22 protein-coding genes and 1 pseudogene are annotated in these 26,681 nt (G+C 47.9%); 8 read left to right on the top strand and 15 right to left on the bottom strand.

Annotation, left to right across the window (positions count from 1 at the left end):
• Positions 1 to 92 precede the first annotated feature (92 nt).
• The 3 genes from JCM23214_RS07510 to JCM23214_RS24200 are packed head-to-tail and all read right to left on the bottom strand — an operon-like array spanning position 93 to position 3,693.
• Positions 93 to 1,880 carry an acyl-CoA dehydrogenase family protein gene (locus tag JCM23214_RS07510; protein WP_025898422.1) on the bottom strand — a complete coding sequence of 596 codons (1,788 nt, stop codon included), beginning with the start codon at positions 1,878 to 1,880 and terminating at the stop codon, positions 93 to 95.
• Between the two features lie 26 nt (positions 1,881 to 1,906).
• Entirely contained in the window at positions 1,907 to 3,382 is a 1,476-nt protein-coding gene (locus JCM23214_RS19625; protein ID WP_199899388.1) for an acyl-CoA dehydrogenase family protein, read from the bottom strand.
• Positions 3,349 to 3,693 carry a hypothetical protein gene (locus JCM23214_RS24200; protein ID WP_199899387.1) on the bottom strand — a complete coding sequence of 115 codons (345 nt, stop codon included), beginning with the start codon at positions 3,691 to 3,693 and terminating at the stop codon, positions 3,349 to 3,351. The genes JCM23214_RS19625 and JCM23214_RS24200 overlap by 34 nt, the downstream gene beginning before the upstream one ends.
• 130 nt (positions 3,694 to 3,823) lie before the next feature.
• Between JCM23214_RS24200 and gcvA the strand changes: the two genes are divergently transcribed.
• Positions 3,824 to 4,717 (top strand): transcriptional regulator GcvA, encoded by an 894-nt coding sequence (gcvA, locus tag JCM23214_RS07500; protein WP_025898421.1) that lies wholly within the window; start codon positions 3,824 to 3,826, stop codon positions 4,715 to 4,717.
• 91 nt (positions 4,718 to 4,808) lie between these two features.
• On the top strand, positions 4,809 to 5,453 hold the full coding sequence (locus JCM23214_RS07495; RefSeq protein ID WP_025898420.1) for an MBL fold metallo-hydrolase: 645 nt from the start codon (positions 4,809 to 4,811) through the stop codon (positions 5,451 to 5,453).
• Here the strand turns inward: JCM23214_RS07495 and JCM23214_RS07490 are convergent.
• The gene (locus JCM23214_RS07490) at positions 5,450 to 6,901 is read right to left on the bottom strand and encodes an adenylate/guanylate cyclase domain-containing protein (protein ID WP_148301788.1); all 1,452 of its coding nucleotides are present in this window, start codon (positions 6,899 to 6,901) and stop codon (positions 5,450 to 5,452) included. The two genes, JCM23214_RS07495 and JCM23214_RS07490, sit on opposite strands and share 4 nt — an antisense overlap.
• A gap of 126 nt (positions 6,902 to 7,027) precedes the next feature.
• Between JCM23214_RS07490 and JCM23214_RS07485 the strand changes: the two genes are divergently transcribed.
• Positions 7,028 to 7,858, top strand: coding sequence for a hypothetical protein (locus JCM23214_RS07485; protein ID WP_025898418.1), 831 nt, complete (start codon positions 7,028 to 7,030; stop codon positions 7,856 to 7,858).
• Between the two features lie 16 nt (positions 7,859 to 7,874).
• Here the strand turns inward: JCM23214_RS07485 and JCM23214_RS19620 are convergent.
• A pseudogene (locus tag JCM23214_RS19620) lies at positions 7,875 to 11,329 on the bottom strand (indolepyruvate ferredoxin oxidoreductase family protein).
• 138 nt (positions 11,330 to 11,467) lie between these two features.
• On the opposite strand from JCM23214_RS19620, the gene JCM23214_RS07475 reads away from it, so the two are divergent.
• Positions 11,468 to 11,929 carry an Lrp/AsnC family transcriptional regulator gene (locus JCM23214_RS07475; RefSeq protein ID WP_025898417.1) on the top strand — a complete coding sequence of 154 codons (462 nt, stop codon included), beginning with the start codon at positions 11,468 to 11,470 and terminating at the stop codon, positions 11,927 to 11,929.
• Here the strand turns inward: JCM23214_RS07475 and JCM23214_RS07470 are convergent.
• The 5 genes from JCM23214_RS07470 to JCM23214_RS07450 all read right to left on the bottom strand — a co-directional run bounded on the left by JCM23214_RS07470 (position 11,904) and on the right by JCM23214_RS07450 (position 16,946).
• Positions 11,904 to 12,362 (bottom strand): D-Ala-D-Ala carboxypeptidase family metallohydrolase, encoded by a 459-nt coding sequence (locus JCM23214_RS07470; protein ID WP_025898416.1) that lies wholly within the window; start codon positions 12,360 to 12,362, stop codon positions 11,904 to 11,906. The two genes, JCM23214_RS07475 and JCM23214_RS07470, sit on opposite strands and share 26 nt — an antisense overlap.
• A gap of 29 nt (positions 12,363 to 12,391) precedes the next feature.
• On the bottom strand, positions 12,392 to 13,231 hold the full coding sequence (locus JCM23214_RS07465) for a DUF3108 domain-containing protein (RefSeq protein WP_025898415.1): 840 nt from the start codon (positions 13,229 to 13,231) through the stop codon (positions 12,392 to 12,394).
• Between the two features lie 88 nt (positions 13,232 to 13,319).
• Positions 13,320 to 14,123, bottom strand: coding sequence for an undecaprenyl-diphosphate phosphatase (locus tag JCM23214_RS07460; RefSeq protein WP_025898414.1), 804 nt, complete (start codon positions 14,121 to 14,123; stop codon positions 13,320 to 13,322).
• Positions 14,124 to 14,316: 193 nt separating this feature from the next.
• Positions 14,317 to 14,874, bottom strand: a complete 558-nt coding sequence (locus JCM23214_RS22265; protein ID WP_025898413.1) for a sortase domain-containing protein — start codon at positions 14,872 to 14,874, stop codon at positions 14,317 to 14,319.
• A complete protein-coding gene (locus JCM23214_RS07450) occupies positions 14,871 to 16,946 on the bottom strand; it encodes a VIT domain-containing protein (RefSeq protein WP_025898412.1) in 2,076 nt (691 codons plus the stop codon). Before JCM23214_RS07450 ends, JCM23214_RS22265 begins: the two co-directional genes overlap by 4 nt.
• Positions 16,947 to 17,258: 312 nt before the next feature.
• Between JCM23214_RS07450 and JCM23214_RS07445 the strand changes: the two genes are divergently transcribed.
• Entirely contained in the window at positions 17,259 to 18,323 is a 1,065-nt protein-coding gene (locus JCM23214_RS07445; protein ID WP_025898411.1) for a nitrilase-related carbon-nitrogen hydrolase, read from the top strand.
• A 62-nt stretch (positions 18,324 to 18,385) separates the two neighbouring features.
• Here JCM23214_RS07445 and JCM23214_RS07440 read toward each other — a convergent pair whose 3' ends face one another.
• Positions 18,386 to 19,246, bottom strand: a complete 861-nt coding sequence (locus JCM23214_RS07440) for a LysR family transcriptional regulator (protein ID WP_025898410.1) — start codon at positions 19,244 to 19,246, stop codon at positions 18,386 to 18,388.
• Positions 19,247 to 19,332: 86 nt separating this feature from the next.
• Between JCM23214_RS07440 and JCM23214_RS19610 the strand changes: the two genes are divergently transcribed.
• Together JCM23214_RS19610 and JCM23214_RS25910 are read left to right on the top strand one after the other, a co-directional pair.
• Positions 19,333 to 20,001 carry a permease gene (locus tag JCM23214_RS19610; protein ID WP_199899384.1) on the top strand — a complete coding sequence of 223 codons (669 nt, stop codon included), beginning with the start codon at positions 19,333 to 19,335 and terminating at the stop codon, positions 19,999 to 20,001.
• Complete coding sequence (locus JCM23214_RS25910) at positions 19,944 to 20,354, top strand: permease (RefSeq protein WP_199899383.1); 411 nt, start codon at positions 19,944 to 19,946, stop codon at positions 20,352 to 20,354. Before JCM23214_RS19610 ends, JCM23214_RS25910 begins: the two co-directional genes overlap by 58 nt.
• A 4-nt stretch (positions 20,355 to 20,358) precedes the next feature.
• Here the strand turns inward: JCM23214_RS25910 and speB are convergent, their stop codons facing one another.
• The 4 genes from speB to JCM23214_RS22260 all read right to left on the bottom strand — a co-directional run bounded on the left by speB (position 20,359) and on the right by JCM23214_RS22260 (position 25,535).
• Positions 20,359 to 21,249, bottom strand: coding sequence for an agmatinase (gene speB / locus JCM23214_RS07430; protein ID WP_025898409.1), 891 nt, complete (start codon positions 21,247 to 21,249; stop codon positions 20,359 to 20,361).
• A gap of 18 nt (positions 21,250 to 21,267) precedes the next feature.
• Positions 21,268 to 22,308 (bottom strand): 1,9-bis(guanidino)-5-aza-nonane synthase, encoded by a 1,041-nt coding sequence (locus tag JCM23214_RS07425; RefSeq protein ID WP_025898408.1) that lies wholly within the window; start codon positions 22,306 to 22,308, stop codon positions 21,268 to 21,270.
• 56 nt (positions 22,309 to 22,364) lie between these two features.
• On the bottom strand, positions 22,365 to 23,546 hold the full coding sequence (locus tag JCM23214_RS07420) for a type III PLP-dependent enzyme (RefSeq protein WP_051548062.1): 1,182 nt from the start codon (positions 23,544 to 23,546) through the stop codon (positions 22,365 to 22,367).
• A 159-nt stretch (positions 23,547 to 23,705) separates the two neighbouring features.
• Positions 23,706 to 25,535, bottom strand: a complete 1,830-nt coding sequence (locus JCM23214_RS22260; protein WP_159104315.1) for an ATP-binding protein — start codon at positions 25,533 to 25,535, stop codon at positions 23,706 to 23,708.
• Positions 25,536 to 25,915: 380 nt separating this feature from the next.
• Here JCM23214_RS22260 and JCM23214_RS07410 point away from each other — a divergent pair, with 380 nt between their 5' ends.
• Positions 25,916 to 26,680: a substrate-binding periplasmic protein gene (locus JCM23214_RS07410; protein WP_148301787.1), complete on the top strand. Its 765-nt coding sequence runs from the start codon at positions 25,916 to 25,918 to the stop codon at positions 26,678 to 26,680.
• The last annotated feature ends 1 nt before the right edge of the window (position 26,681 follow it).

Below are 26,681 nucleotides of genomic sequence, written 5' to 3'. Positions count from 1 at the left end.
AAATAGAAATAAGCCTACCTTGATATCTGTGGCGACATATTGTCACAGATATCAAAGCAGGCTTGCAAAATAGATTTTTAAGAATTCAGGACTTAAAGCTGCAATAGGTCCGTTGCTTCTTCCAACGACACAGGCTTCGTATCAAGAAGCCGATTACCCGCCTCAACCTCAAAACGTGTTTCTCCAACAGCTAGAGGGTCACTGGGTTTCAGTTTTGTGTCCTGTACAAAGCGGGACAACAGCAAACGACGGGCATCTTTACCAGCTCGGCCCAGCTTTGCGCCTTCTTCTGCAAACAGCGTTGCCGTCGTTGCATGATAAAGCGCATTGGACGCCTGACGCGCTAATATCTCATTTCCTGACATCGCTATTTTTTCGGCGAAGGATTTTGCACGGCCAACCAAACCTTTAAGTTCACCCGCAAACTGACCGGGCAACCCTTCGGCCTCATCCAAGCGTTCTATCAGATCGTTTGCAAGATCTTCATGTGCGTGGGTTTTGGCTATTGCCCGGGTGGTAATATCAAGCGCGTTAATATTGGAAGTTCCCTCCCACAGCAAACCTGTGTAAGCGTCTCGAACAAGCCGCGGATTTACCCAATCTTCGATAAAACCATTGCCGCCGCGGATTTCCAACGCGCCTCCAGCAACATCCACATTGTCGCGACAGGTTCTGAATTTCAAAAGCGGGGTTAATATCCGGTTCAGCCGCTCTGCCTGTTTGTCACCCGCATCCGCCTTATGCAGCTGATTTGCCACATGCAGGAACATGGATAATGACTGCTCCGTCGGGAGCATCATTTTCATCAACTGACGGCGCAATAGTGGCTTTTCAATAATCGGCTCACCAAATACTTCTCGGTTCTGCGCTGTAACCAAAGCCTCGTTCAAGCATCTACGCATCATGCCCGCTGCCCGCACGCCGTGACTTAAGCGTGACATCACAACCTGATCCATCATCTGGCGAAGGCCCGGGTTCTTCTTCGCACCTACATCACCAAACGCATATCCAATTGCGCCTTCAAATTTTGCTTCTCCCGATGCCATGGACTTAGTGCCCATTTTATCTTTGAGCCTGACGAAGCGATACTTGTTGCGGCTGCCATCTTCAAGATGTCGTGGCACTGCAAAAATCGCCAGGCCGGAATTATCCTTCGGCGCACCTTCCGGGCGGGCAAGCACCAATGCCACTTCCGCCCCCGCGCAGGAGCAGAACCATTTATCCCCGTACAATCGCCAATGACCATCTTCAAAACGGGCGGTCACTTCAAAATTGGCAACCTCGGATCCCCCAACTTTTTCTGTCATGAACTGGGCCCCCATATGGATCTCATCCATATTCTGACTCAGCATCTGCCAGCCGAATTTGTCCATCGCCTCCTTCGGACCATGCTTGGCAAGCAGCCCGTAAGACGTATCCGTCACAGAGATCGGACACATCAGGCCAAATTCCGCCTGCACAAACAAATAGGTAAAAATATACTTGGCCATCGGCGGTATTTTCTCAGGCCAGCCATGTACCCCTGCTTTATGGGACATACAATGGATACCAAAATCCCCATAGGCGATTTTTTCCATTTCTTTGTAAGCGGGATGGAATTCAATCCACTCCTCATCCCGGCCCCGTGCATCACGTGGGTGGAGCACCGGTGGGTGGCGATCACATATTCTTGCCAGCTCATCGAGACGGTTGCCAGCAACCTCCCCCAATTCTCTAAGAACCGGTGTCATATGCTCCCTCAAATCGTCAGGAAGATATAACTCCATCACACTTTGCAGACTATGATCAATATCGAAGAAGTTCAGCCCGTGACAATCCGGTGCTACCCAATCTTCCAGTTCACGATCTGCGCGATCTTTTAGTGTCTTGGCAAAAAACATATCTCACTCACCCACCTTGCACCCAACTACTTGGAAAGAATTTCCATTGCACGATCCAGACTGACAGGCTCGCCGGACAGCAGTGCATCAGTAGCGAGGCGATCAAAGTCACCATTTTCCATTGAGAACGGATCATCTGTACCCAGCCTGCGATCCAGAACCATCCGCGACAGCAGCAAACGCCGGGCATCTCCGCCCTCGGCACCCAATTTGGCACCTTCTGTCGCCATCAGGCTCGCTGTAACGGTGTGATAAAGTGCACTTGAAGCGCGTCGAGCCAGAGTTTCCTTACCTTCGCGCGCTACTTTGCCTGCGAAATCAACTGCTTTTGACACCACTGATTTGAGCTGACCGGCATACTGCCCAGGCAAGTTGTTATCCTGCTCCAGCAGATCATTCATCGCCTCGCCCAGCGCTTCGTGAGCGCCAACTTTGGCAACAGCACGATTAATCACATCCAGCGAGTTAATGTTGGAAGTTCCCTCCCACAAAACGCCCAGATGGGAATCGCGAACCATCTTCGCATTGACCCAGTCTTCAATATATCCGTTACCACCGCGCACTTCCATTGCACCGGTTGCAACTTTCACATTGTCCCGCGCTGTCCGGTATTTCAATAACGGTGTCAGTATCCGGGTAACCTTGGCAGCTTCTTCATCACCTGCTTCCGCTTTTTCCAGCATAACCGCAGTATACATGTACATGGACAGGGATTGTTCTGTTGGAACCATCAACTTCATCAATTGACGGCGCAGCAATGGTTTTTCAATCAGCTTGCTGCCAAACGCACGGCGATAACCGGCAACGGCCAATGCCTCATTCAGACAACGACGCATCATGGACGAGGCCCGAACACCATGGCTGAGGCGAGACATATTCACCTGATCCATCATCATCTTCAAGCCACGGTTGGCATGTGGTCCCACTTCGCCCAGTGGATAAACTGTCGCACCGTCAAAAATGATCTCACCAGATGCCATGGACTTGGAACCCAGCTTATCTTTCAAACGCACAATCCGATATGAGTTGCGTGTGCCATCTTCAAGCCGCCTTGGCAGGGCGAACAGGCCCAAACCGGCATTTCCATCCGGTGCACCCTCTGGCCGCGCGAGGAGCAGAACAACATCCGCATCCGCGCAGGAACAGAACCATTTCTCACCGTAAAGCTTCCATGTTCCATTTTCGTTACGAGCCTGCAGAGCAATGTTTGACACATCAGATCCGCCGGTTTTTTCGGTCATGAACTGAGCGCCTTTAAGCATATTTTCTGTATCTTGCAGAACCATCCGATCAAACAGCTTGGCCCGTGTCTCCTCATCGGCATACCGGTTAATCAGCATTGCTGTTGTTTCTGTTGCTGAAATGGGACAAAGCTGTCCAAACTCGGACTGACCGAACAGATACTGGAAAATATACTTCACAATCTGAGGGGCTTTTTTATCCAGTCCCAGAACACCGGCGCGGTTTGTCATCGCATGCAGGCCAAACTGTTCAAAGGCCACTTTTTCCATATTCCGATAGGTGGATGAAATTCGATCCAGTCTTCATCGCGACCACGCGCATCACGTTGATGCAGTTTTGGCTGGTGTTTGTCTGACTGACGAGACCAGTCATCCAATTCATTGCCGGCAATTTCACCCAGTTTCGCAAAATGCGGCGACATATGATTGCGCATATCTTCATCAAGATAGCATTTGAGCAATCCTTGCAAGGACGTGTCAATCTCAAAGAAATTCAAGCCGTGGCAATCCGGTGCCACCCAGTCTGATAGTGACTGTGGTTTAAATTCCGCGCTGCTTTGATAAAAAGTCATTGCTGTTTCCTTAATTTAGGTGAATTTTTATTCTTGATTATTTTTCACGCATTGTGACGGTTGTAAGAACAATGGACAAACGATAAATCATCGGATTATAATTGATTTTTTCTCAATCAAGAGCCATGCAATGTTATATCTGCCTTCCGCTGCCGGACTTCGCTCTTTCGAAGCAGCAGCCAGACATCTCAGCTTTAATCAGGCCGCCGAGGAACTCAACGTAACCCCGGGCGCGGTCAGCCGGCAGATACAGGCCCTTGAAGACTATCTGGGACGCCCTCTTTTTCATCGCGCTCACAAGCGGGTCACCCTGACCGCAGTCGGTCGTCAGTACCTTTCCGAAATTGCTCCCTCGTTGCAGAAAATTTCCGCTGCCTCCCAACGATTGAAAGCGGAGCCCAGACGCAACAAAATTTCCATTTGCGTCTACCCGACATTTGCCATTCGCTGGCTTATTCCCAGATGGGCAGCCCTGCATGAAGTGTTTCCGGATCTGGATATTCAGCTCACAACCTCACTCAACCCTGCAGATTTCGAAGAGGAAAGTTTTGATATATCCATTCAGGTCATTCGCGAAGGCGATACCCGCAAAGGGTTTCAAATCGACAAACTGATGGATGTCGCAACCTTTCCTGTCTGCAGTCCGGAGCTTGCCAAGAAGATCCAATCCCCGTCCGATCTTGCCAACGTTACCCTGCTACATGAAAGCCCGCGCCCAACCGATTGGCCCAGATGGCTTAAACACGCTGGAATTACGGATATTGACGGCAATGCAGGGCTCAATTTTGAAAGCGCTGACATCGCCCTTCATGCCGCGATGGAGGGTATCGGAGTTGCTATGGGTATTGATGTCCTGATTGACGAAGACGTCAAAAAGGGGCGGCTTGTTAAATTATTCGGCTCCTCCCGCCTATCGCGCTTTCCTTTTCAGGTTGTCACCCCAACCAACAGACTAACGAACAAGAGCCTTTGCGCGGTTCGCGAATGGATACTCTCTGAAGGTGTGAAATCCAGCCTTCGCTAGCGGTGGTCAAGACTGGCAATTCTTGCTATAACCCCCACATACAGAACAACAACAATAGCAGTGACACTATTACGGTGTGCCGAGGTTTTTCATGAAAGCATTAATAATACCTGTAACTCCCTTTGCGCAAAATTGCTCGCTCATCTGGTGTGAGGAAACCATGAAAGCTGCTGTCATTGACCCGGGCGGCGACCTTGAGCATATTCTTGGTGCTGCAGAAGAGCAAAAGGTGGAAATTGAAAAAATTCTAATCACCCACGGCCACCTGGATCATGCTGGCGGCACGCAGGAACTGCGCGAAAAGCTGGATGTACCCGTTGAAGGGCCGCACAAGGCGGATAAATTCTGGATTGACCAGCTACCCGAACAATGTGCTCGCTACGGCTTTCCGCCTTCTTACGCCTTTACACCGGATCGCTGGCTCAATGATGGAGACACTGTAACTGTCGGGAAGGTAGAGCTTGATGTTGTTCATTGTCCCGGCCATACACCGGGCCACGTAGTTTTCATCAGCAAGAACGACCGTGTCGCAATTGTTGGGGATGTCCTGTTTCAAGGCTCCATCGGCAGGACAGATTTCCCCCAAGGCAACCATGAAGACCTGATTAACTCAATTCGCAACAAGTTATGGCCACTGGGCGATGACATCGCCTTTGTCCCCGGGCATGGGAACATGTCTACCTTCGGCCAGGAACGGCAATCCAATCCGTTTGTTGCCGATATGAATTTTGGTTAAGTATCGCGCTGAACTGCCCAGATGGTAACAGGCTCATCGCGACCGCGAATTTCCTTCGATCCAATCAGTTGATAGCCAGCATCTACTGCAAGTGTCTCTCCCGCCGCCTCAACAACATGCTGGCTGGCGATGATGCTTGCGCCGATCTCCCTTGTCAGACTTTCAAGCCGGCTTGAGACATTGACAACATCACCCAGAACCGCAAATTCCATACGCCGCTCGGACCCAATATCACCCAAAACAACGTCACCGCAGTGAATTCCGATGGAAAGCTTGACTTGTGCAAGTCCCATTTCGGATCGGACAGCATTCCACTCATCCATGGTTCTCTGCATGGCAATCGCACACTGAAGGGCATTTTTCGCATCATCTGGCGTGGTTGTTGGTGTTCCAAAAGTGATCATCAAGCCATCGCCCAAGAACTTATCCAGCGTTCCTTTGTGATCGAATACGGCTGTTTCCATGCGGCCATGAAATTCTCTTAGAAACTGCACCACCCTGCCTGGCTCATCATGCTCTGCCATCTTGGTGAAGCCGACTATATCCACAAACATCACGACAACTGATTGCGATCTGACTTCACCCAATGGATCATCCCTCTCCGCCAGATGCTCCACAAGGCTGGGCGCAAAATATCGCGCTAGATTAGCCCTCTCTCGGGCGGCCTCTGCCTGACGCTCTAGCAACCGGTTTGATCGCCAGCTATTTAACCCAAGGATACCTGTAATGATGATGAAAACGACAATTTCCTGAACTCTCTGATGCAGATTGACGCTGTTGGGATCAACCATTTCCCAAATATGCGGGTAATCAGCGAGCAGCAAACCCATTTGGGCTGAAATCTCTGGCAAAATTGGTGCTTCGAAAAACGCCCAAACATATACCCCTACCCAAATGAACAAAGTGTACCATGCAACGGCAAACATCGTACGCCACGAATAAATCAGGGTCGCACCCGCTAAAACAATATAAAAATACGGGAAGTTTGCATATTTATACTGCATGGCAAACGACCACAGTTCATCCTGAAACGGGTTGGGAACACCCACTGTTATGCCCATCAGTGTTATGTCCACAAACAACAATAACAGCTCTTTTCGCGATCGCCCCACACGCCCGATTTTTAACTGCGCCCAACCATTAAGCATAAACAGGGCGATCAGGAACAAATAATATAAAACCGACCAGTCCTGAACGAGAAAGATGGCAAGCAACGCCACAACAATCAACGCAAAGAAACGAGCCTTAACGGCCATCTCCAACCCTTCGCGCTTATTGCGGATCAGTGCGTCTTTCAGATATTTGTTGTCTATCAGATTTTCATCAACGATATAGGCAGGCTTTTTTCGCTCTTCAGCGCTAGCAGTAGACATGGACATGGCAACCATGCTCCCCCTCAACTTGTCATCGCACCCTACAGTTCGGGTCCCCCAATATATAGGGGGCACACCCTGCAAACTCCACGCTTTTTTACCCCCGCGCCACCCAACATTTCAAATACCATATATACACTTACAAATTTTGCCCTTATTATGATTATAAATAAAAATAATTACTATCTTTGGGGGGATTAAATGCGGTTACTGGCAACCACTCTGGTATTGGTTTTGACATCTTGTGTTACACAACAGCAAGAAAGTGGCAGGCAAGCTGGCAATACACAGGATATCGTTTCCCAGATTTTTTATGACCAGCTTATGAACCGTTTTCTCTCAAGTCAGGTTACGCACACACATGCGGGCTCCCAATTCCGAAAAGGACAAACCATTCCTTACCGCGATGGAATGCACAAGGCCCACAAAGCAATCTCAGCTTGCCTCATATGGGATACAGATGCAGTAACCGTGAGACACAAATGGGCCTCCTTTGGCAGCCACAGAGATTGGAACTACGCCGAATTGTCAGCGACTAACGGTTGCGAGAACGCAAAACGGCAAAAAAGTCTTAACTGCACCTGTCAAACCGTTGACCATGATGATGTAAATGTCTTGAAAGTTCCAGCTGATTTCCGATTGGCCTACGCACAACTGAAAAACGGTCAAAATACAAAACAAAAACCAAAAGCCACGGTAAGCAAAAGTCAAAACTCAGCCAACACACAACCTTATGACCTGTTCTTGGAATGGGAAAAAACTCTTTCCTCGCTCGAAGAATTTTCCATATCTGTTACGCAGGTTGGTAGTGTTGGAACTGCGAAATCAATTTCATTAATTGCCGGAAAAACATGTGATGCGTCCTTCAAATTTTCTAATGGCAATCGCGGCGAATGGAAAATGCAATGCACAGACGGCACCAACGCTGTCGGCGTTATCCAAGCTTTGGGACCTCAAAAAGGGTCAAAAGGTTCTGGATATGATCAGGATGGGAACGAACTGACTTTCCGCCTTATTCCGGCAAGCTCATAAACTTTTCCGCGCCCACCTATACATTGCTTTCCTTCTGAAGGGCTCTGATCTGCGCCTTTACTTTTGATATATTGGCAAGTTTCACTGCGCCATAACCCTTAATCTGCAAGGGGGCACTCGCAATTTTCAGTGCGGTTTGAGCAGTCGCAGGTGTGTAACCGTCCGCGACTTCACTTATCAGTGCCTTGTACCAGTCGATCAGTTCGCGTTCCAGTTTACGTTCATTATGATATCCAAAAGGATCGAAAGCCGTTCCCCGCAAAAATTTCAATTTGGCAAGCATTGGAAAGACTTTACGTATCCAAGGGCCAAAACATTTCTTTTTGGGCCGCCCCCTCTCATCCAAATCAGAGACTAAAAACGGCGGTGCGAGGTGATGAATGACCTTATACTCCCCTTCAAACTCTGCGGCAATTTCCGCTTGAAATGACGCGTCACTATGCAGGCGGGCCACCTCATATTCATCTTTGTAGGTCATCAGCTTAAATAGCGACTTTGATACGGCTTTCAGAAACTCATCACTCACCTGTCGCTGACTTAGATTGTGCAAATAGTCATCATATCTATCTGCCCATTTTTCGTCCTGATACTGCGTCAGGAAATCCCGATGACGATCCTGCATCGATTTCAGGTCCATCTCAGGGTTAACAGCCGTCTTTTGCGTCAATAGCTCGGGCTTCTCATGCAACACGCGCCCCCAGTCAAAAGCCGCTTTATTTGCATCAACCGCGACACCATTTAACTCAATCGCCCTCATTAATGCCTCGCGGCTTACAGGGACGAGGCCTTGCTGCCAGGCGAAGCCAGAAGCAGAATATTGGCAAACACACTATCACCCAAAAGCTGAACAGCAGCTTGGTTGGCATCAATCCTGGCCAAACTGTTTTCTGCCAACACCTCGCGCAGTGTGTCGTAACGCGTCTGCATCTGTAAATCGGCATCCGGATTAAGAGTAAAGTCGCCTGTTGGCATTGCTGCCATATTGACGACACCCTTTGTATTTCCACGCCGATAAGCAGCAGATGCTTTTGGTGAAGTACTAACAACCAGATCACAGCCAATTAACGCATCCGCCCGACCGGTATCAATCCGTACCTGATTGATGTCTTCTGGTGAGGATGCTAGGCGCACATAACTGATCACAGGCCCAAATTTTTGTGCAAATCCCATGAAATCCAGAACGGATGCCCCTTTTCCCTCAAGATGTGCTGCCATCGTGATTAACTGCCCAACGGTTACAACACCTGTACCACCGACACCTGTGACAATCAGATCAAATGGTTTTTGTAAAACCGGAGGTTCTTCTTTGGGCAATGTTGCTAGATGGGCATGCAAAGCAGAATTTCCAGCAGTAGCATCCGGTCTGCGCCGCCTGCCCCCTTCAATCGTTACAAAACTGGGACAAAAACCATCCAGACAGGAAAAATCCTTATTGCAGGCATTTTGATTGATCTGCCTTTTTCGGCCAAATTCTGTTTCCACCGGCTCAACTGACAAGCAGTTTGACGCAACAGAACAGTCACCACACCCTTCACAAACAGCTTTATTGATATAGACATGTTTGTGAGTTTCCGCGACAAGTCCCCGCTTAATCTTGCGCCGCTTTTCAGTTGCGCAGGGTTGATCGTAAATAAGTGCCGTCACCCCCTTTATTTGCCGTAATTCACGCTGTATCCAATCCAGCTCTGATCTGTCATCAAACGTAACCCGATCCGGGAAATCTCTCGGGTTGAAACGATCAATATTATTCGAAAGAACAGCGATGCGATCAATCCCTTCCGCGCGCAGACTATGTGCAATCGAAGGCACACTGATTGGCCCATCCGCAGGCTGCCCGCCCGTCATTGCTGTAACGTCGTTGTATAAAATCTTATAGGTAATATTTGTACCGGCGGCAATTGCCTGACGAATAGCCAGCAGTCCAGAGTGATAATAGGTTCCATCCCCTAAATTCTGAAAAACATGGCGTCCGCCGTTAAAGCGGGAATTAGCCATCCAATTCACTCCTTCACCGCCCATCTGGATGAGGTAATTGGTGTCGCGTTTCATCCAACTCGCCATGAAATGGCACCCAATACCGGCAAGAGCCTGCGATCCTTCTGGTACTTTCGTTGATCGATTATGCGGACAACCGGAACAAAAATAAGGGGTCCGTGTCGCACCGGGAGTATTGAGGCACACAGCCTCCTGAGCCAGCAGAGCCATCGCTCGTTCACTCAAATTCAGTTCGGGGAAAACACCGTCCAGCCTTTTCGCGACAATTCCTGCCAGCTGAAGTGGTGACAATTCTCCTGTCCAGGGGATTAACCGGTTCCCGTTTTCGTCATTTTTGCCAACCATCCGAAGGGGTTTATCCCCCGGATAATCATAGAAATATTCCTTAAACTGGCTTTCAATAATTCCCCGCTTTTCCTCTATCACAAGGACTTCTGTCTTACCGCGAACGAAATCAAGCGATGACTGTTTGGCAAGTGGCCAGACCAAACCGATTTTATATATATCAATACCGATCGAACGGGCCTCGGCCTCTCCGATACCCAGCAATCGCAAAGCTTCCATCAAATCCAGATGTGCTTTGCCGGTGGTAACAATTCCATATCTGGCTTCCGGCACTTCGTAAATATGCCGGTCAATGGGATTAGCTTCGCAAAAGGCAAAAACAGCGTGTTTTTTGGCTTCCAGCCGTTCTTCAATCTGCGGGCCCGGTAAATCCGGCCAACGATAATGCAGGCCGTCTTGTGGCATTTCAAAGTCAGGTTCTTTAAAAACACGTGGTTCTGGCAAATCAAAGCTCATCGCACTTTCAACAGTTTCTGTTGCTGCTTTGAAGCCGACCCACATGCCACTGTAGCGGGACAACGCGTACCCATATTCACCAAAGGACAGATATTCAGCTACACTGGATGGGTTCAAAATGGGCATGAAAAAAGTGATAAAGGCCGCATCGGACTGGTGCGGCATGGAGGAGGAGACGCTCCCATGATCATCACCCGCTACAACCAGCACACCACCATGCGGGGATGACCCGTAGGCATTACCATGTTTGAGCGCATCACCCGCCCTATCTACTCCCGGCCCTTTACCGTACCAAAGTCCGAATACCCCATCGACTGTTTTGTGGGGATCTATCTCCACCTGCTGAGATCCTAATACAGCGGTTGCAGCCAATTCTTCGTTGACGGCCGGCACAAATTCGATATTTGCTGCAGCAAGCCTATCCTTGATAGACCACAGCTCCTTATCCACCATGCCGAGCGGCGAGCCACGGTACCCTGCAATAAATCCGGCAGTATTCAGGCCAGCGGCCTCATCACGGGCCTTCTGCATCAGAGGAATACGGGCGAGGGCCTGTGTTCCGGTCATAAAAACCCGGCCCGTTTGCAGATCATAGCGATCGCTCAGCCGATAACTCTTATCAACTGCGGAATTTGTATCGGATTGTTTTAACACAGGCACCCTCCAGCCAATCATCGAACCTGCTGCTATTTTAACAGTAGGACAGTGAAAACTCTTTTCAACTTGATGCGTATTTTTTGCGATTTTCGAATTATTGGTTCTTACAATGCTAGTATTTTGACAAAATCATTCAAAATCCTGTAAATTAAAAGAATGCTTGATGATATAGACAAACAAATTCTGGAACGTCTTCAGGATGACTGCCGCCTGAGCAACGCGCAATTGGCCGCGGATCTGGGACTGTCAGCGTCCTCTTGCTGGCGACGTATAAAAAGCCTTGAGGAAATCGGCCTGATTACCGGATATCACGCTGTACTGGATAGAAACATCGCAGGACTTGGTTTTTCCGCCATTGTGCATGTCAGCCTATCGAGGCAGGAAGAGCATACTGTAACAACATTTACGAATGCGATTTCTGACCGGCCGGAAATACTTGAATGTTTTGCAACGACAGGCGATGCAGATTATCACCTGCGGGTGGCGGTTAAAGATATCAATGCCTTTAATCAGTTTCTGGATGAATTTCTGTTTCGCTTACCGGGCATCGCACATGTCAGGTCCAATATCGTTCTTAAGGATATCAAGTCGTCTAACCGGTTAAAACTAACCCCCTGATATATTCACCGCGAGCATAGGTCAGTACATCACCGCGGGCCTGCTTTGCACTGAAGGAGCAGTGGACCCAGCCACTTTGCTCTCGTCCCGGCGTAACACATTCCAGTATAAGCTGATCGAACACCAGGTTATCGCGGATCCAGCGCGCCAGATCGAAAGTGCTAACGCCAGCAAGCTTAATATCCGCCGCTTCCCCTTTTACGTGCTGAGAGTGATCGGAAGATCCCAACATACGGTTTAACGCGGACGAACGATAAGCACTTGTTGGTGTAAAGGGAATGCGAAATGCGGATCGAACCGGCTCGAGAATATGTTTTGCCAACAGAGCAAGTGCACGAATTTGTATCTCCTCTGGCCGGTTTTGAATATTGCACAGATCAGCGGTTTTGCTCCGGCATAATTCCGCGAGCGAGAAATGCGGGCTTAGCAGCACGGCGCCCCTCCATATTTTAGAAAACAGGATTATCTGGAATTCTTACTGGCGAGCTGCAAGTCACCAAAATCATACTTATCCAAGTGCAGCTCCAACATACCAAACGACGTTTTCACTTCCATACGCACAGGAACAGGGCGGGCGTTCGCTGCAGGTGCCGCTACCCACACGACAAGATCAGAGGGATCTTCAATTTCATAAGATTTCTCCCTTCGGAACCCGCCTTTTTCAACAACATCAAACCGACATCCGTAAGCCTCTCCTGCAAAAACAGAATAGGAGGAGGAATTAAACTGACGGACACCACCATCACTTAGCAACACGTCATAGCGCCGCCGACCATCATAAACCGGATAAAACCCACTACAACTTCCCGTTTCTTCATATCGTGACAATGCAGCAAGTATCATTGACAGTGGATCCATACTGCCCTTTAGGGATGCGGGATCGACTGGCGTATATTTTTTCAGGTCAGTGTATTTCTTTCCAACAAGCGATGCCGAAACATCACCGGTTTCGTTAAAAGATAAATCCGCCCCCCGCTTCTTGTCTTTCCATTGACTGAGATGAGAATGCAAGACAGGTGTCAGTTTATCTTGATCAAAAGCCCCTTGCGAAACCCCTTTGGCAGTCCATTTGAACAGCCAGCTCATCCCCTCACTCGACACAACATCAGTGCGAATGAGATAATTGTTGTCAGACTGCTCAATATCAGTTGTCACGCTGCCCAGATACAAGCCACCCAGATATACCGTGTGACGTAACTTCAAGGGTTGCGCTGCGATGGCGTGCACCATCAACGTCACCGATGCAGAGCACGCGAGCGTTACTGTAACAATAGTTTTGGAAAGCCGTTTTAATGCTGACAATTTCAATCCCCTTGCAAGCAGGCTCGACAATACATAAGAATGCCCGAATGTATTTACAAGGGATACTGGTAAAATAAATTATCTAAACTTAAGCTGTAGCGTAAATTGCAAGCAGTGCCCCACCCAGAATAATCCGGTAAATTACAAACGGCATAAAGCCAATTTTATTGATCCACACCATGAGTGTCCTGATCACGAGATAAGCAATTACAAAGGATACAACGGCTGCCAATAGCGCCGCCAGTCCAAAAGAAAAATCGCCCCCTATGAGACTCTTGTACGTGGCGGCGATGCCAGCGGCAAATATTACAGGAATAGAGAGCAGCATGGAAAAATGAGCGGCAGTTGTTCGGTCCAGCCCGCGAATGAGCGCAGCCGTCATGGTGACACCCGAACGGCTTGTTCCGGGAAAAAGCGCAAATATCTGAAAAATTCCGATAAAAAGAGCGTCCCAGCTATTCATCTCACGCAGACTTCGCCTGCCCTTGAAAAAATAATCAGCGACACCGAGTGCCAGGCCGAAAAAGAGTGTTGTCATTGCAATCAATAGCAGTGATCGTAAGTCAATTTTCACAATAAACAGCAAGATTGCGCCGGCAATTACAACTGGTATTGAGCCGACAACAGTGTGAAAAAACAGCTGACGCCCCCCTATGACATCATCAGCTGAACCAACACCTGCCAAAGCTTTTCCCATTCGAAAGATATCAGCACGAAAATAGAGAATAACAGCAAGCAAGGATCCCACATGCGTTGCAATATCAAGTTCAATTCCTTGATCCTGCCAGTCAGTGAGTAAAGGGACGAGTAACAGATGACCACTGGAGGAAATAGGAAGAAATTCTGTAATCCCCTGAACCGCTGCCAATACCAGTATGTGTAAGAATGACACGACTTTTCCCTAATCCTGACCCCAAGCCCCCAATGGCCTAACCATGCCTAAACGCCAACAGTGTCAAAACCGTGACAAATGTCGCTTCGGCATCACCCTATTGTTTAAATTTAAAGACTTAACAAAGAGTTCAGGAGTGGTTTATTCACTATGATTGAATAAGCCAACCAAAAATACTGAAAGCAGGTTTGAACTAAGTTGCGGATTTGGACAGCCACGCCACATACCGCAAGTCCCCACCTGCGTCAAAACCTTCAAAAGGATAGCAGGTTACGAGCAGAATAAGCTCATCTTGCAGGTTATCGGGAATATATAATTCGTCTTTTCTAACAATCTGAACCCTGTTGACCTGCCATAATTGGCTTGCATCACCTGCTTTACGAAAACTCATTACATCATCGAGTTCGATATCGCGTAAAAAAGCAAAATGAGTATCACGATGAGCAAAGATCACATTATGGCCGGCTATTTCCTGCAAAGAAGGCGCAAATGCCAGATTGCGCATATTTCTCTCTGACAGAATGAAGCGCTTTATCCTCTGCTTTGGAAATTCCAATGTAGCTACCGGGTAGCTATCAGCCCACGGCCAGGGAAGCGCGGGTTCTCCATTTTGATCAAATCGGTTAAAGGCCTTTTCGATAAGAACCGGGGCAGCCCATGCCTTTGCTGCGAGTAATCCCGCCTTACCCAATTGCCAAACACCAAGAGCCGCCAAAACCACCATTCCAGCGACAAGAAGGACACGGATCATCTGCGAACACCTCCTTTCATCAGGAAGATATGCAGTAATATTGCCGATATGATGGCGATAATCCCAAAAACAGCATATTTTTTCATCGGCGTTGCAGTTGCTAAGGTTTGAACATGGGTTGCACTCGCAACCAGATCCGCAGGTGCCGAAGCATCCAAACCTGCTTTTTTCAGGAAATCGTCCTGAACACGTCTAGGCGTTTTATCGACAGCGACAAAACTTGTATAAGGGCTCATGATCTGGTGCCGTAAGGCTACGTCTAGAATTCCTTCGCGCACAATGTCAGCATCCATCCCGCGAGCTTTTGCATCGATCAATCCTTCAACTTTGTACCTGGCCCAAAGCTTTGCGATACCAGCTTGTTCCTGCAAGGGAACCGAATTCATATCAATTGACAATTTGTCTTTATTGGCAGTTTCCGCGAGTAGCTGAAATTTTTGAGACGGTTTCAAATTTTCGTGTGGAATGCGGCTCAAAAAAATAGTGGGCCGATCACCATATAGATCAGGGGAAATTTTCGGATAACTATCGGCTCCCTGCCCCAACTCCAGTTGAATATTACGAAGGCTAGGGCTCGAAATATCTTCGAACAAATCAGTCAAAATAGATGCCGCCTGTGCAATATCAACAATCTGAACATTTAACCCCCGGCCAAACTCGGCAGATTTTCGCATGAACCAACTATTTGGCGCTGCCCCCAATCCCACAGTGAACAGACGTGCATCCCCCAATTGTTCGTTGACCAACGCGAACAACTCTTCTTCGTTAGTGACGGCACCATCTGTTAAAAAAACAATCTGGCGATCAAAATTCCTATCCCACGGCTGGCTTAGCGCTGCCTGCAGAGCAGGATACATTTCCGTTCCTCGTTCCGCTGTCAATCCTGCTATACGCTCACGGGCTATTCCTAAATTCACAGAAGAAGCTGGAACAGAGTTTTGAAAGAATGTCTGATAATTGTCGTTAAAAATTACAATCTGAAAACGATCTACAGGCTTCAGCAGATCTAATGCCTGCAGAAGTGCCTCCCTCCCCTGTTCGAGCCCATCACCCTGCATGGACCCAGACACATCCAGTATAAATGTGATATCTCTTCGCTTTACAGATTGATCCTGCGCGGGAGATGGCGGCGGGATAATTCCCAGCAAATAATGTGCACCATCCGCTTCTTCTTTGAAAAGAATTGCCTTCGTTGTCGCTTCTTCAGCGTAACGCCACTCAAGAACAAAATCCTTACTGGTCGGTATAGTACCGCCCTCAAGGAAAAGACGAATGTCTCCGTTAGGCATTTTTTTATGGATCACCATATGACTGCTGCTTGAGAGATCAGCCAATTGAGCACCATTTTTTACGATAATTGAAAATTCATTTTGCGGAGTGAAATCACCGTTGACTGTTTCCGGTATCGATCGATCGTCACCGCGACCGGGATTATAGCGGGGCGTGATAGTTTGCGGCATAACATACCGAAACAGCGGTCCGTCCTGTTTCGCTAGAGATTGAAAGGAAATTTCAACAGTTACAGATCCGCCCGGTTCAACATTGGCAACCTTGGTAGAAAACGTATTGGGCCGATATTGATCCAATAAGGCCGCTACTTTTCCCGATGCCGCAGCTTTGGCGAAGGTTTTACGGGCTTCTTCTTTCTCCTGAATTTCTGATTTGATAACCCTTTCTCCGATCTTGAGGGTCATTGAATCAACGGCCGCGTCATCAGGAAGAGGAAAATAATAAACCCCTTCCACCCAATGACGGGTAGGGTTCTGAAATTCCTGTGTTACCGTTGTACGGATGATGTGACCTGTGACTACAGATGATATTTTTGTCGCTAGTGCCATCGACGGGATAACCTGTTCGCTCATCGTCTCACTCGCCACAGTGCGAAAGACAAGCTCGCTTCCTGATCGGGAATCTGCGAAGGCACTACATGCCCAAAGTGCCGTAATTCCCAAAAGGTTCAGACAGAGAAGTAATTGTAAAAATTTGTTCCAGCCTTTGACTATCGGATTATCTGCCGCTATCAGCCACCCGGACACCGCTCGTCGTTCCCCTGCTTCAATCGAAGTTTTCATCTGCATCATCCCCATCTGTTGAGGATTGCAGTATCGAATTCAATTACGGCTGTTCTATACCGAATGAAGGGCAATATTGGGGTGAAATTGCGGCGAACAGGCCCCACCCGCACAAATATTAGATATTTGTATTTTAAAATTCTACGCGTTGTTGTATACCGGTACCATAATTGAATTGATATTATTAAATTACCCACATAGGTTTCAATCAGATTGCTATCCAATCTTGCAGGTCTGTTTCTGCGTCCATGACGATTAACGCTTCTGTTGCTTTCCCTCAGTCAGATATCAACTCAGATAAAGGAGAGTAACATGAAAATTTTTCTATCCTTTCTTGCAATCATTTTCCTTTCAACTGGCACACTCCATTCTAAAACCTTGCCTATATCAGTCAAAGTTGCTGCGATACAGCTACAATCTGCTGATGCGGGTAATTTTCAAAAAATGAAGATGCTCGCGATGAAAGCGAAAGAAGAAGGCGCCCAGTTAGTGGTATTCCCGGAAAGTTCGGTATTCGGTTGGCTTAATCCTGAGATTTTTACCAAAGCCGAGCCCATTCCGGGAGGACATAGCGACCAATTTGTGGACATTGCAAAAACTATCGGAATCTGGGTAGCTGCTGGCCTCGCTGAAAAGGGGCCCAAAGCAGGTGAAGGTTCTCTGCCAGATGCGTATTACGCCTATGACTCAGGGATATTGGTTAGCCCGCAGGGTGAGATTGTTATTCACCACCGTAAATTCAATGTCCTGAAAAATGCATTCAATCCGGAAGATTGCAGGAAAATACTGAATGAAGATCAATGCAGTTACATGCCCGGACCGATATCAGATGTCAAAACCGTGCAAACACCATTTGGAAAAACATCGCTAATGGTCTGTGCTGACGCCTATGTGCCCAGCGAATACAATCCCGGAACGGCAATAAAAGCATTAAAAAAGCTGGAACCTGAATTTGTCATTGTCCCGTGGGGCGTAACAGCGGGTACGATGGAGGAATGCGGTAAGAATGGTTTTAACGCGACAGGCTTTGCTGAACAGGCGGCAAGCTTCCTTTCCACTGCGTTTGTCATTGGATCAAACGCTGTAGGGACGCGTGAATATGGTAAGTACCTGCCTTCCTACTATTGCGGGACTAGCGGATATTCGGATCCAACGGGTAAAGGTGTTGAAGCATCGGAGCCTACAGCTGAAATAGCCGTGTTTGATATCCAGAATAGATTTGTAGCGAAAGCAGGCCCCATCTGGAACAACGCAGTCGATGCTCCAAAAAAATGTCCGCCCACCTGCAAGAAATACAATGCCAGTTGGAATGGCGAGTGGTGGACAACCGTCTGGGGAAAAATGTCAGTATGCGAATGTACCCCCGGCCCCTATTAAAGGCAAAATCTGTGCAATCACACCATTGGTAATGAGCACAATATACTCTTCGATGAGCGCACTCATGTGTCTATGGCGGAAAATGCCTCCCGTATAGCGCTTTTGAGTGTAATCAGCGGATCCTGAGGGGCTGAGGTATTCTCTGCCATAACCAGCTTTGAAGTCGGTGTTGGACCAAGCCCGATATTTCGGTCAAGACGCGCGAGCCCCCGGTTAAGGGAAGAACACCCGAGCAAACCAATTGCAATGCCAGCCTCTACGGCCGCGGTGATACCTGATACACTCTGGCTGGAATATACAATTCGATAAGGCCTGCCCGACTGGTCCAGCGATTTCAAAGCGGCCTCTCGCCACCAGCAGGCATGATCAAACAAGGCGATCGGCAAAATTTCAATTTTTGCAAAATCCCGGCCAGCCAAAGTTACCCATTCAGTTGGATCTTCAAACAAAAGCTCTTCATGTTCGGAGGGGGCACTGACTTCATAGATCGCAAGGTCGAGCCGACCCTTTTTCAGTGCATCAGGGAAATCCGCACTAAGAGCGCAAGTAACCTCCAGCTCGACCAATGGATGCCGCTCGCTAAACGCAGCAAGGATACGAACCAGCCGCGCACGCCCATGATCATCCGGTATGCCGAGCCTCAATTTCCCTTCTATTTTTCTGGAGGTTAAATCACGAACGGTTCTCTCCAGGCGATCTGTCACATCATTTGCTACTGGCAGCAGAAGGCGTCCTGTTTCGCTTAAAACAATCCCTCGGCCATGACGGTAGAAGACGGGTGAGCCCAATATCTCTTCCAGGCGCTTGATTTGCAGACTTGTCGCGGACTGTGAACGCCCAATCCGCTCAGCGCCTTCGGTAATACTGCCTGCCTTCGCAACCTCGACAAAGGTTCGAAGCAAGTCGCTTTCCAGTCGATCCATTAATTTTTCCAATATCTGAAATTCAAACTATTCATTTTATAAATGAAACAGTCTGCCGTAGTTTGCAAGGCAAAAGGAGCCTTGAGATGTCGGAACCAGTTGCAATTCGAAAATGGTCGCTACCCAAAACTACCCTTTGGGCAGTCGGTGTATTGGCTGTCATTTATGGCGTGCTGGCCTTTCCTGAACAAGCGTTAAATACTTTGCAGTTTGTGGCTATTGGGTTGCTTGATATAGCACCACTTGTCATACCGGGAATTGTGATTGCAGCTTGGATAATCGCAAGCGGCGCAGACGCCCAAGTCGCCGCAGTATTTGAAGGAAGAACTGTTCAGACTGTAATTGCAGCTTCAATGATAGGAGCAATTACGCCTGTGTGTGGCATCACAGTGCTCCCCTTGATGGCAGGACTTTTGACAGCGGGCGTCCCTTTGGCGCCGGTAATGGCATTTTGGCTGTCCTCACCTATTACTGATCCGGCAATGTTGATGACAACCGCAGCGACCCTTGGCCCAGTTTTTGCGATTGGCAAAACGACCGCTGCATTTGGACTGGGAATTTTAGGCGGTGTGGTGACTTCCTTTTTCTCCAAACGGGAGTGGGCATTGAACGCATTGCGCGATAATCGGCTGGCACATCAGCTTGCTGCATCCCGTTGTGGAAGCGATAAGCCTTTAAAGCAAATATTTGGAGGGATGTGGATAGACAACAGGCATTTATTCGGCAGTTCATCTCAACCTCCAGACTTATCCTGACCTGCCTGATCCCAGCATTTGCGGCAGAATATGCACTCAACTCACTGCTCTCTCCCGGCGCAGTGGCAGATTATCTGGGGGAAGATCAGTGGTGGTCGATACCAGCGGCAGTATTTATCGGGGCGCCCGCCTATATTGATGGATACGCAGCTCTTCCGTTCACCCGAGGATTGATTGAAAATGGTATGTCCTCCGGTGCTGCGCTTGCATTTCTTGTTTCGGGAGGTGTTGTCAGTATCTGGGGCGCACTTGCCATCGCCCCAGTACTCAAACTAAAACCGTTTGCGCTTTATATTTCACTAGCACTCATTGGATCCCTATGTGCAGGATACATATTCGCCTGGATTAATTAGCAAATCAGCTTTTACAGAGTGAAAAGCTCAGAATTTTATAAGCTAGTTTTGCTGCCAGAAAATCGGGAGCGTGAAACCCACTCATCGGTGCAAGTTCGTTAATATCCGCCCCAACGATAGTTCCAAGTTTTGATGCGGCCCGAATGATATTCATTGCATCATCCCAAAAAACGCCGCCCGGCTCCGGCGTGCCGGTTGCCGGCATCAGCGAGCTGTCAAAACCATCAAGGTCAAAGGTCAAATAAATTGGCCGGCCTTTTAAAGGCGCAACAATTTCATCCACATTCCAACTTTGACGATCCTTACCCCAATGAATTGTAATCCGGTGCCGGTTGGCTTCAAGGAACGGAATTTCCTCTGCCGAGATATTGCGAATTCCGACAGAGACAATGGGCAAGTCTTCGTGATCTAACACACGCCGAATAGCAGCAGCGTGGGAGTAATGCTCCCCTTCATATCCATCACGAAGATCTGCATGGGCGTCGAAATGCAGCACAATCAGATCCGGGTACCGATCCAAAAATGGTCTAATGGCCCCGGGTGTAATGCTATGTTCCCCACCAAAAACAAGTGGAAATTTACCAGCATCCAAGACAGATCGGGTCAGCCCTTCCAGTGTTGAAAGGGCTGCTGGGATGTCAGAGCCATCGACAGGGTTATTTTCAAGCGTTACAACACCATAATCACGGTAAGTCTCACGCCAAAACTCCTCATCAAACAGTTCAACCTGGTGACTTGCCTCGATCATCGCTGCTGGACCTGAAGCAGTGCCACCGCCATAGCTGACACTCGCTTCAAGACCAAATGGGACAATCACGGCTTTCGCCTCCTCAAAAGAGAAGGCGTCCGCATCTTCCAATCCCAGAAAGCCCTGCTCTGAGGGCATGAGTTTCAAGCTGGCGGTCATGGCGTATTATTTCTCAAACAGCTTTGCAAATTCACGTTTTGCACGGCCTTTCCATTTTCCGTCATGGTACAGAGAGGAAGCGATCAGAGGAACAACAGTTGTTGCTTCGGCGTAAACCATCTGCTCCCAAGCTGTCTCCACTTTGCCCCAGCTGGAAGCTTCTTTCAGTGTTGACGAAGAGCAGGCACCATCGCGCACATCAGCGACCGTGATCTGAACCGCATATTTATGCATTTCAGCCTCGATCCCCAGAATTTCAGCGCAGACAACAGTATCCTGCACAAAGTTTTTCGGCACCCCGCCACCGATCATAAACAGACCGGTTCGACCTGCTTTGATCTTGATATCTGTCAGTTCACGGAAATCGGCAACGCTGTCAATCGACATATAATTTCCGGGGTTTTCCACCTGATGCTTTACCAGACCAAAACCGGCGGAACAGTCAGAAAAAGCGGGTACAAAAATCGGGACATTGTGATCATAGCAGGTTTCGATGAGAGACCCTTTTTTAACCGCGTTGTCTTTCAACCACTTGCCCATTTCCCAGATATATTCACGAGATGAGTAAGGCCGACGTTCCAGCCCATCAGCGATCTGCTTTGTGATTTCATCACATTTTTGCAGTTCTTCCTCGTCGATATAAGTGTCGTAGATGCGGTCAATATAGAGGTCGCGCAAATGCCCATCATCTTCCGTTGAACTACCCTGATAATGCTTGAAGCCAAGGGCCTCAAAAAAGTCCATATCAACGATAGATGCACCAGTTGCGACAATGGCGTCCACCATGCCATTGGCAACCATATCCCGATAGACATGCATGCACCCACCGGCAGATGTAGAACCTGCCAGTGTCAATATCAGCGAACACTCTTTATCTTCGAGCGCCATGTTCAGGATCTTGGTTGCCCTCGCCACATCGCGTGAAGTGAAAGACATTTTGTCCATCGCGTTCACGATCGGGCGGGCGTCAAAAGATGTAATGTCGATATGCTCGACGGTTTTTGAAAGGAGTTCAGCCTTCTTGGCTGACTTTGATGTATCTGTCATCACAAGCTCCGGGAAATCTGTCTAAAATTACGCCAACGGTTGGCAGATTAAGCTGTTCACAATACCGCTACAGCGGTTTCCGAATAAAAGCCATTGAACTGGGTTTGCATGGCAAAGCCATATGCACCCAGATGGTGGAAAACGATCCAGTCGCCCTCTTCGATACTGTCGGGCAGCATAAAGGGACCATGCATAACGTCAAGGCTATCGCATGTTGGACCGAACAGTTTAAAGGCAACTACCCCCTTTGAGGGATCGCCCTCCCCGGCTGTACTCACCAGTTCGAGCGGATAGGACCAGGCCGGTGTGCCTGCGTCAAAAAGGGATCCGTACGTACCATCATTAAGGTATAGCTGCGCATCTTTGCGCATTTCTACACGCGCTGCAACCGCGCCGCTTTCGGCAACAAGTGCCCGGCCGGGTTCGCACAGGATCTGAAGGTCCGCGAAACCGTTATCATTTAGCGCCTTTTCGATTGCAGCAAAATAATCTTCGAGCGGAGCGGTCTCCATTCCCGGATAGAATACAGGATAACCACCCCCCACATCCAAAGCATCGATCTCAACACCGCTTTGCTCAAGCATGAGGGCAACCTGCTCGATAGCATGAACATATGAGTCCGGCTCCATGCACTGCGAACCCACATGGAAGGTAACCCCAATTTTTGCAGCATTGGCATCAGCACGTTGCAACAGCAAAGGAGCTTCCATCAGGCTTGCGCCAAATTTATTGCTCAAAGGATGTGCCGCATTTGTCTGATCGACACGAACCCGCAAAAACAGGTTCAGATCAGGTGCATGTAAAGTTTCCTCTTCAATCTTGACCAATTCTTCAAGGCAGTCGAAGGCAAAATTGCGCACACCCATATCATAAGCGAAACGGATTGCTTTACGGCTTTTGATAGGATGCATGAAATAGATTTCAGCGCCCGGAAAATGGGAAGTCACATATTCAATTTCGCGCAATGACGCGACTTCGAACCGGCGCAAACCGCAATCCCACAAGGTTTCAAGAACGACGGGATGGGGGTTGGATTTCATGGCGAACAGACAGTCGCCTGGAAATTTATTCAGGAAGATACTGGCTTTTTCTGCCAGTTTTTCAGGGAATATAATATGGACAGCGTCGTTGCAATTCTCCGCAAGCACTGCTTCACCTGCTGAAGAATAGACGTTCAGTCCTTTAAATACCCCTTGGTTGCACACTTCGGCTTTCAGGGAGGGCCTAACATACTGCATAACGGATTTTCCTACTCGCATACAGGTGGACATATCAAATTGTTCGAAAATAACAACCTGATCAGTCGCCGTATGTTAGGTCCCATTTCACGTAGAAATGTAGAGCGGCTAAGTCCATCAAATTGTCAAAACTGCATTTGCGATAAATCGGAAGATAAATCAAGCACTTTTTGCAAGTTTTTTACAAAGTGTTTTTGGTATCCTGATTTCTACGCAGGTCCCGTGATCAATCTGGCTCTCAATCAGCAGTTCTCCGCCGTGTAGCTCTATGATCGACTTGGAAAGCGGAAGGCCAAGCCCCGTACCTTCAATTGAGCGTGTTTGAGAGTTCAAGGTACGCACAAACGGTTTCATCACCATCTCAAGCTCATGTTCTTCAATACCGATTCCGTTATCCCTCACAAAAAGGCTGAAATATGCGGGATGACGAGTTTCAGTAAAAATATGGATCTCACCAGAGTTAGGCGTGAATTTGATGGCGTTATTCGTCAGGTTGATCAATACCTGTTTGAATTTTCGCTCATCACCAATAAATATCAAATCATCAGGGACATCATAGGTAAGACGAATATCCTTCTCCAGCGCCTTGGATGCCAATAAAAGCTCCGTCCATTTGACAACTGATTGGACATCGACGTCTTCTTCTTCAAGTTCGTATTTCCCGGCTTCCAAACGGGAAAAATCAAGAATATCGTTTATCAAAGACAACAGATGTTGACCTGATGCCAGAATGTTACCCGAATATTCCCGATATTTGTCATTATTGATCGGTCCAAAAATTTCTTTTGTAATGACTTCAGCAAAACCAATAATGGCATTGAGCGGAGTTCGCAATTCATGGCTCATATTTGCAAGGAACAGGGATTTTGCCTTAGTCCCTTCTTCAGCTTTCATTTTCGCATCAAGAAGCTCCATCTGAGCCTCATATTGCGCACTAATGTCCTGAATTGTTCCTCTGTAAAACTCGGTCTCTCCGTTTTCGTCTTTTTGCACCCTGCCAATCTCACGGACATGGACAATTTCCCCGTTGGGGCGAACCATCCGATAATCCAGTTCGTAATCCTGTTCACTTTGCTGTGCTTGCCTCACAACGGAACGCATATGCTCAAGATCTTCGGGATGTACCCGCGCTAAATAGGCAGAGGTTTTCACTTCGAGCGTATCGGGGTCATAGCCCATGATACGGGAAATTTCATCGGACCAGTCATGGCGGTCATTTTTAATATCATAGGACCAATGCCCAATATGAGCGACCAACTGAGCTTCTTGCAGACGTTCGTTAATAACCCTCAAGGCTTTTTCACGAGTTCGCAAATCAGTAATGTTTGTACGAACAGCCACAGTCCCACCAGATGGTGTTTTAACCTCAGTCAATCGGTAAACATCGCCATTACCAAAAACCTGCTCACGGGAGCCAACGGGGTTTCTGTGTTCATTTAGGCGTTTTTCAATCCACTCTTCAAGCTCTGCTGGATCGTCAAAACTATTTTGGACTGCAGCCTGATGGCGGATCAATTCTTCAAAAGTCACGCCCGGTTGCAATGCATCGCCGACATCTTCGAAAAGGTCACGATATCTTGAGTTAAAAGCGACAACACGATCTTCCTCATCAAAAATGATGAAGGCTTCCGAGATGGATTCAAGTGCTTCAAAAAGAACATCCTCGGCTGCCTCTGCTCTACGCTTTGCAGCCTGCAGATCCTCAGCTTGTGATTTCAGCCTGCGTGTAATCTGATCACTTCTATCAATTTCTTCGGTCAGACGGGACACAGCGGGAAAGAACACGGCAACGCCAATCGCAACCGAAAGTGTGCCTGGCAAATAGGCGAACACCACATACAGTTCAGATACACGTTTGCTGATTTCCATAGGGGCATACAAAATATTTGGCCCCATGAAGAGTGCATCGATCAATGCACCTAGCGCAACGAGTGCAAGCCCAACTGTAATAAAGCTAACCCCTTTGTGAATACGCCTGTAGCGTTTCATACGCAGCGCAAAAAAGACAAAGCAAAACGCGATGCATAAAAAAAGTATAATTTCCCCTATAACCATCAGACTTCCTGATATCCCACTTGCCAAGGATGGACCCAATTTAAACAGGAAGGACCCCGACACCCCTCACCCACAACTACAATATAGTCCTATTAATGCGAGAGAGTGAATAAATGTTAAACATTTCAATAATCTGAAAAATATTTAACCGGCCGGAATTTCAAATTCTGCCCTGCGATGACTCACTTTTGAGAACTTCAAAGTCACCCCGTTTTCAGTTTGGCCAGTTTATTTGAGCCTCTCATTCTTGAATTATTCCAATTAAAACTAATATAATGTCTTACTCCCCCATACCTATCAAGATGGATTGAGCGGTGATGCGTTTTCTATTGATGATACCCATAATCTTTCTTACGTGTTTCCCCGCCTACTCTAATGAAGAGGCTGAACAAGTTATCAGGATTTCGTCACCAGAGCTTGGCGATGGAATTCAGACATTGGATAACACGGGGATATACCCTGATATTCTAAATGCACTTATGTCTGGCAAAGAAAACCACTTTACTTTTAAAGTCCTTCCCCTGCGCCGACTAATCCGCGAATTTCAGTCCCGCCAGATTGATTGTGTCTGGGCACTGGATGCTCAATTGCTAAACAAACTTATGCAAAGCAACGAAAGATTTTTAGAGTCCAGCGCTGTGTTTAACAGCTCTCATATCGTCATCACCCATATTGACGAACCAAAGTTAAATGACCTTTCTGAGCTGAAGAACAAAAACGTTGCCCTGTTGAATGGATCCCATATGGAAGAAAAGCTGCGTTCATTAGGTGCAAAAGTTATGCTGGTACCTGATCAGGACACAAAAATCCGGCTCATCAAAAACAGAAGAGTAGATGCGATACTCGCATGGACACCGGATATCTTCATCACTATGAAAAATTATTCAATCAACACCGGCAATCTTTCTGTTTCCTATGAGATTACTGCCACACCCGTAAGGCTCGTGTGCCGAAATTCTGAGGAAACTGATAGATTTATTAAATCCGTCAACATCGCCATCGACAAATTCAATGGCGACGACACACTGCAAAAAATACTGGGACATCTAAATATTCCATCCCTATTACCGTTAAATTAGA

The sequence above is a fragment of the Sneathiella glossodoripedis JCM 23214 genome (genome assembly GCF_000616095.1).
GTDB classification, from domain to species: Bacteria; Pseudomonadota; Alphaproteobacteria; order Sneathiellales; family Sneathiellaceae; genus Sneathiella; species Sneathiella glossodoripedis.
The sequence above is the reverse complement of the archived record's forward strand: the minus strand, read 5'-3'. Positions and strand labels throughout refer to the sequence as shown.

Bases quoted from the DNA above. Each gene is read 5' to 3' on its own strand.
- JCM23214_RS07510 (WP_025898422.1), bottom strand. From the start codon at position 1,880: ATGTTTTTTGCCAAGACACTAAAAGATCGCGCAGATCGTGAACTGGAA.
- JCM23214_RS24200 (WP_199899387.1), bottom strand. From the start codon at position 3,693: ATGACTTTTTATCAAAGCAGCGCGGAATTTAAACCACAGTCACTATCA.
- gcvA (WP_025898421.1), top strand. From the start codon at position 3,824: ATGTTATATCTGCCTTCCGCTGCCGGACTTCGCTCTTTCGAAGCAGCA.
- JCM23214_RS07495 (WP_025898420.1), top strand. From the start codon at position 4,809: ATGAAAGCATTAATAATACCTGTAACTCCCTTTGCGCAAAATTGCTCG.
- JCM23214_RS07485 (WP_025898418.1), top strand. From the start codon at position 7,028: ATGCGGTTACTGGCAACCACTCTGGTATTGGTTTTGACATCTTGTGTT.
- JCM23214_RS07475 (WP_025898417.1), top strand. From the start codon at position 11,468: ATGCTTGATGATATAGACAAACAAATTCTGGAACGTCTTCAGGATGAC.
- JCM23214_RS22265 (WP_025898413.1), bottom strand. From the start codon at position 14,874: ATGATCCGTGTCCTTCTTGTCGCTGGAATGGTGGTTTTGGCGGCTCTT.
- JCM23214_RS07450 (WP_025898412.1), bottom strand. From the start codon at position 16,946: ATGAAAACTTCGATTGAAGCAGGGGAACGACGAGCGGTGTCCGGGTGG.
- JCM23214_RS07445 (WP_025898411.1), top strand. From the start codon at position 17,259: ATGAAAATTTTTCTATCCTTTCTTGCAATCATTTTCCTTTCAACTGGC.
- JCM23214_RS07440 (WP_025898410.1), bottom strand. From the start codon at position 19,246: ATGGATCGACTGGAAAGCGACTTGCTTCGAACCTTTGTCGAGGTTGCG.
- JCM23214_RS19610 (WP_199899384.1), top strand. From the start codon at position 19,333: ATGTCGGAACCAGTTGCAATTCGAAAATGGTCGCTACCCAAAACTACC.
- JCM23214_RS07425 (WP_025898408.1), bottom strand. From the start codon at position 22,308: ATGACAGATACATCAAAGTCAGCCAAGAAGGCTGAACTCCTTTCAAAA.
- JCM23214_RS07420 (WP_051548062.1), bottom strand. From the start codon at position 23,546: ATGCAGTATGTTAGGCCCTCCCTGAAAGCCGAAGTGTGCAACCAAGGG.
- JCM23214_RS22260 (WP_159104315.1), bottom strand. From the start codon at position 25,535: ATGAAACGCTACAGGCGTATTCACAAAGGGGTTAGCTTTATTACAGTT.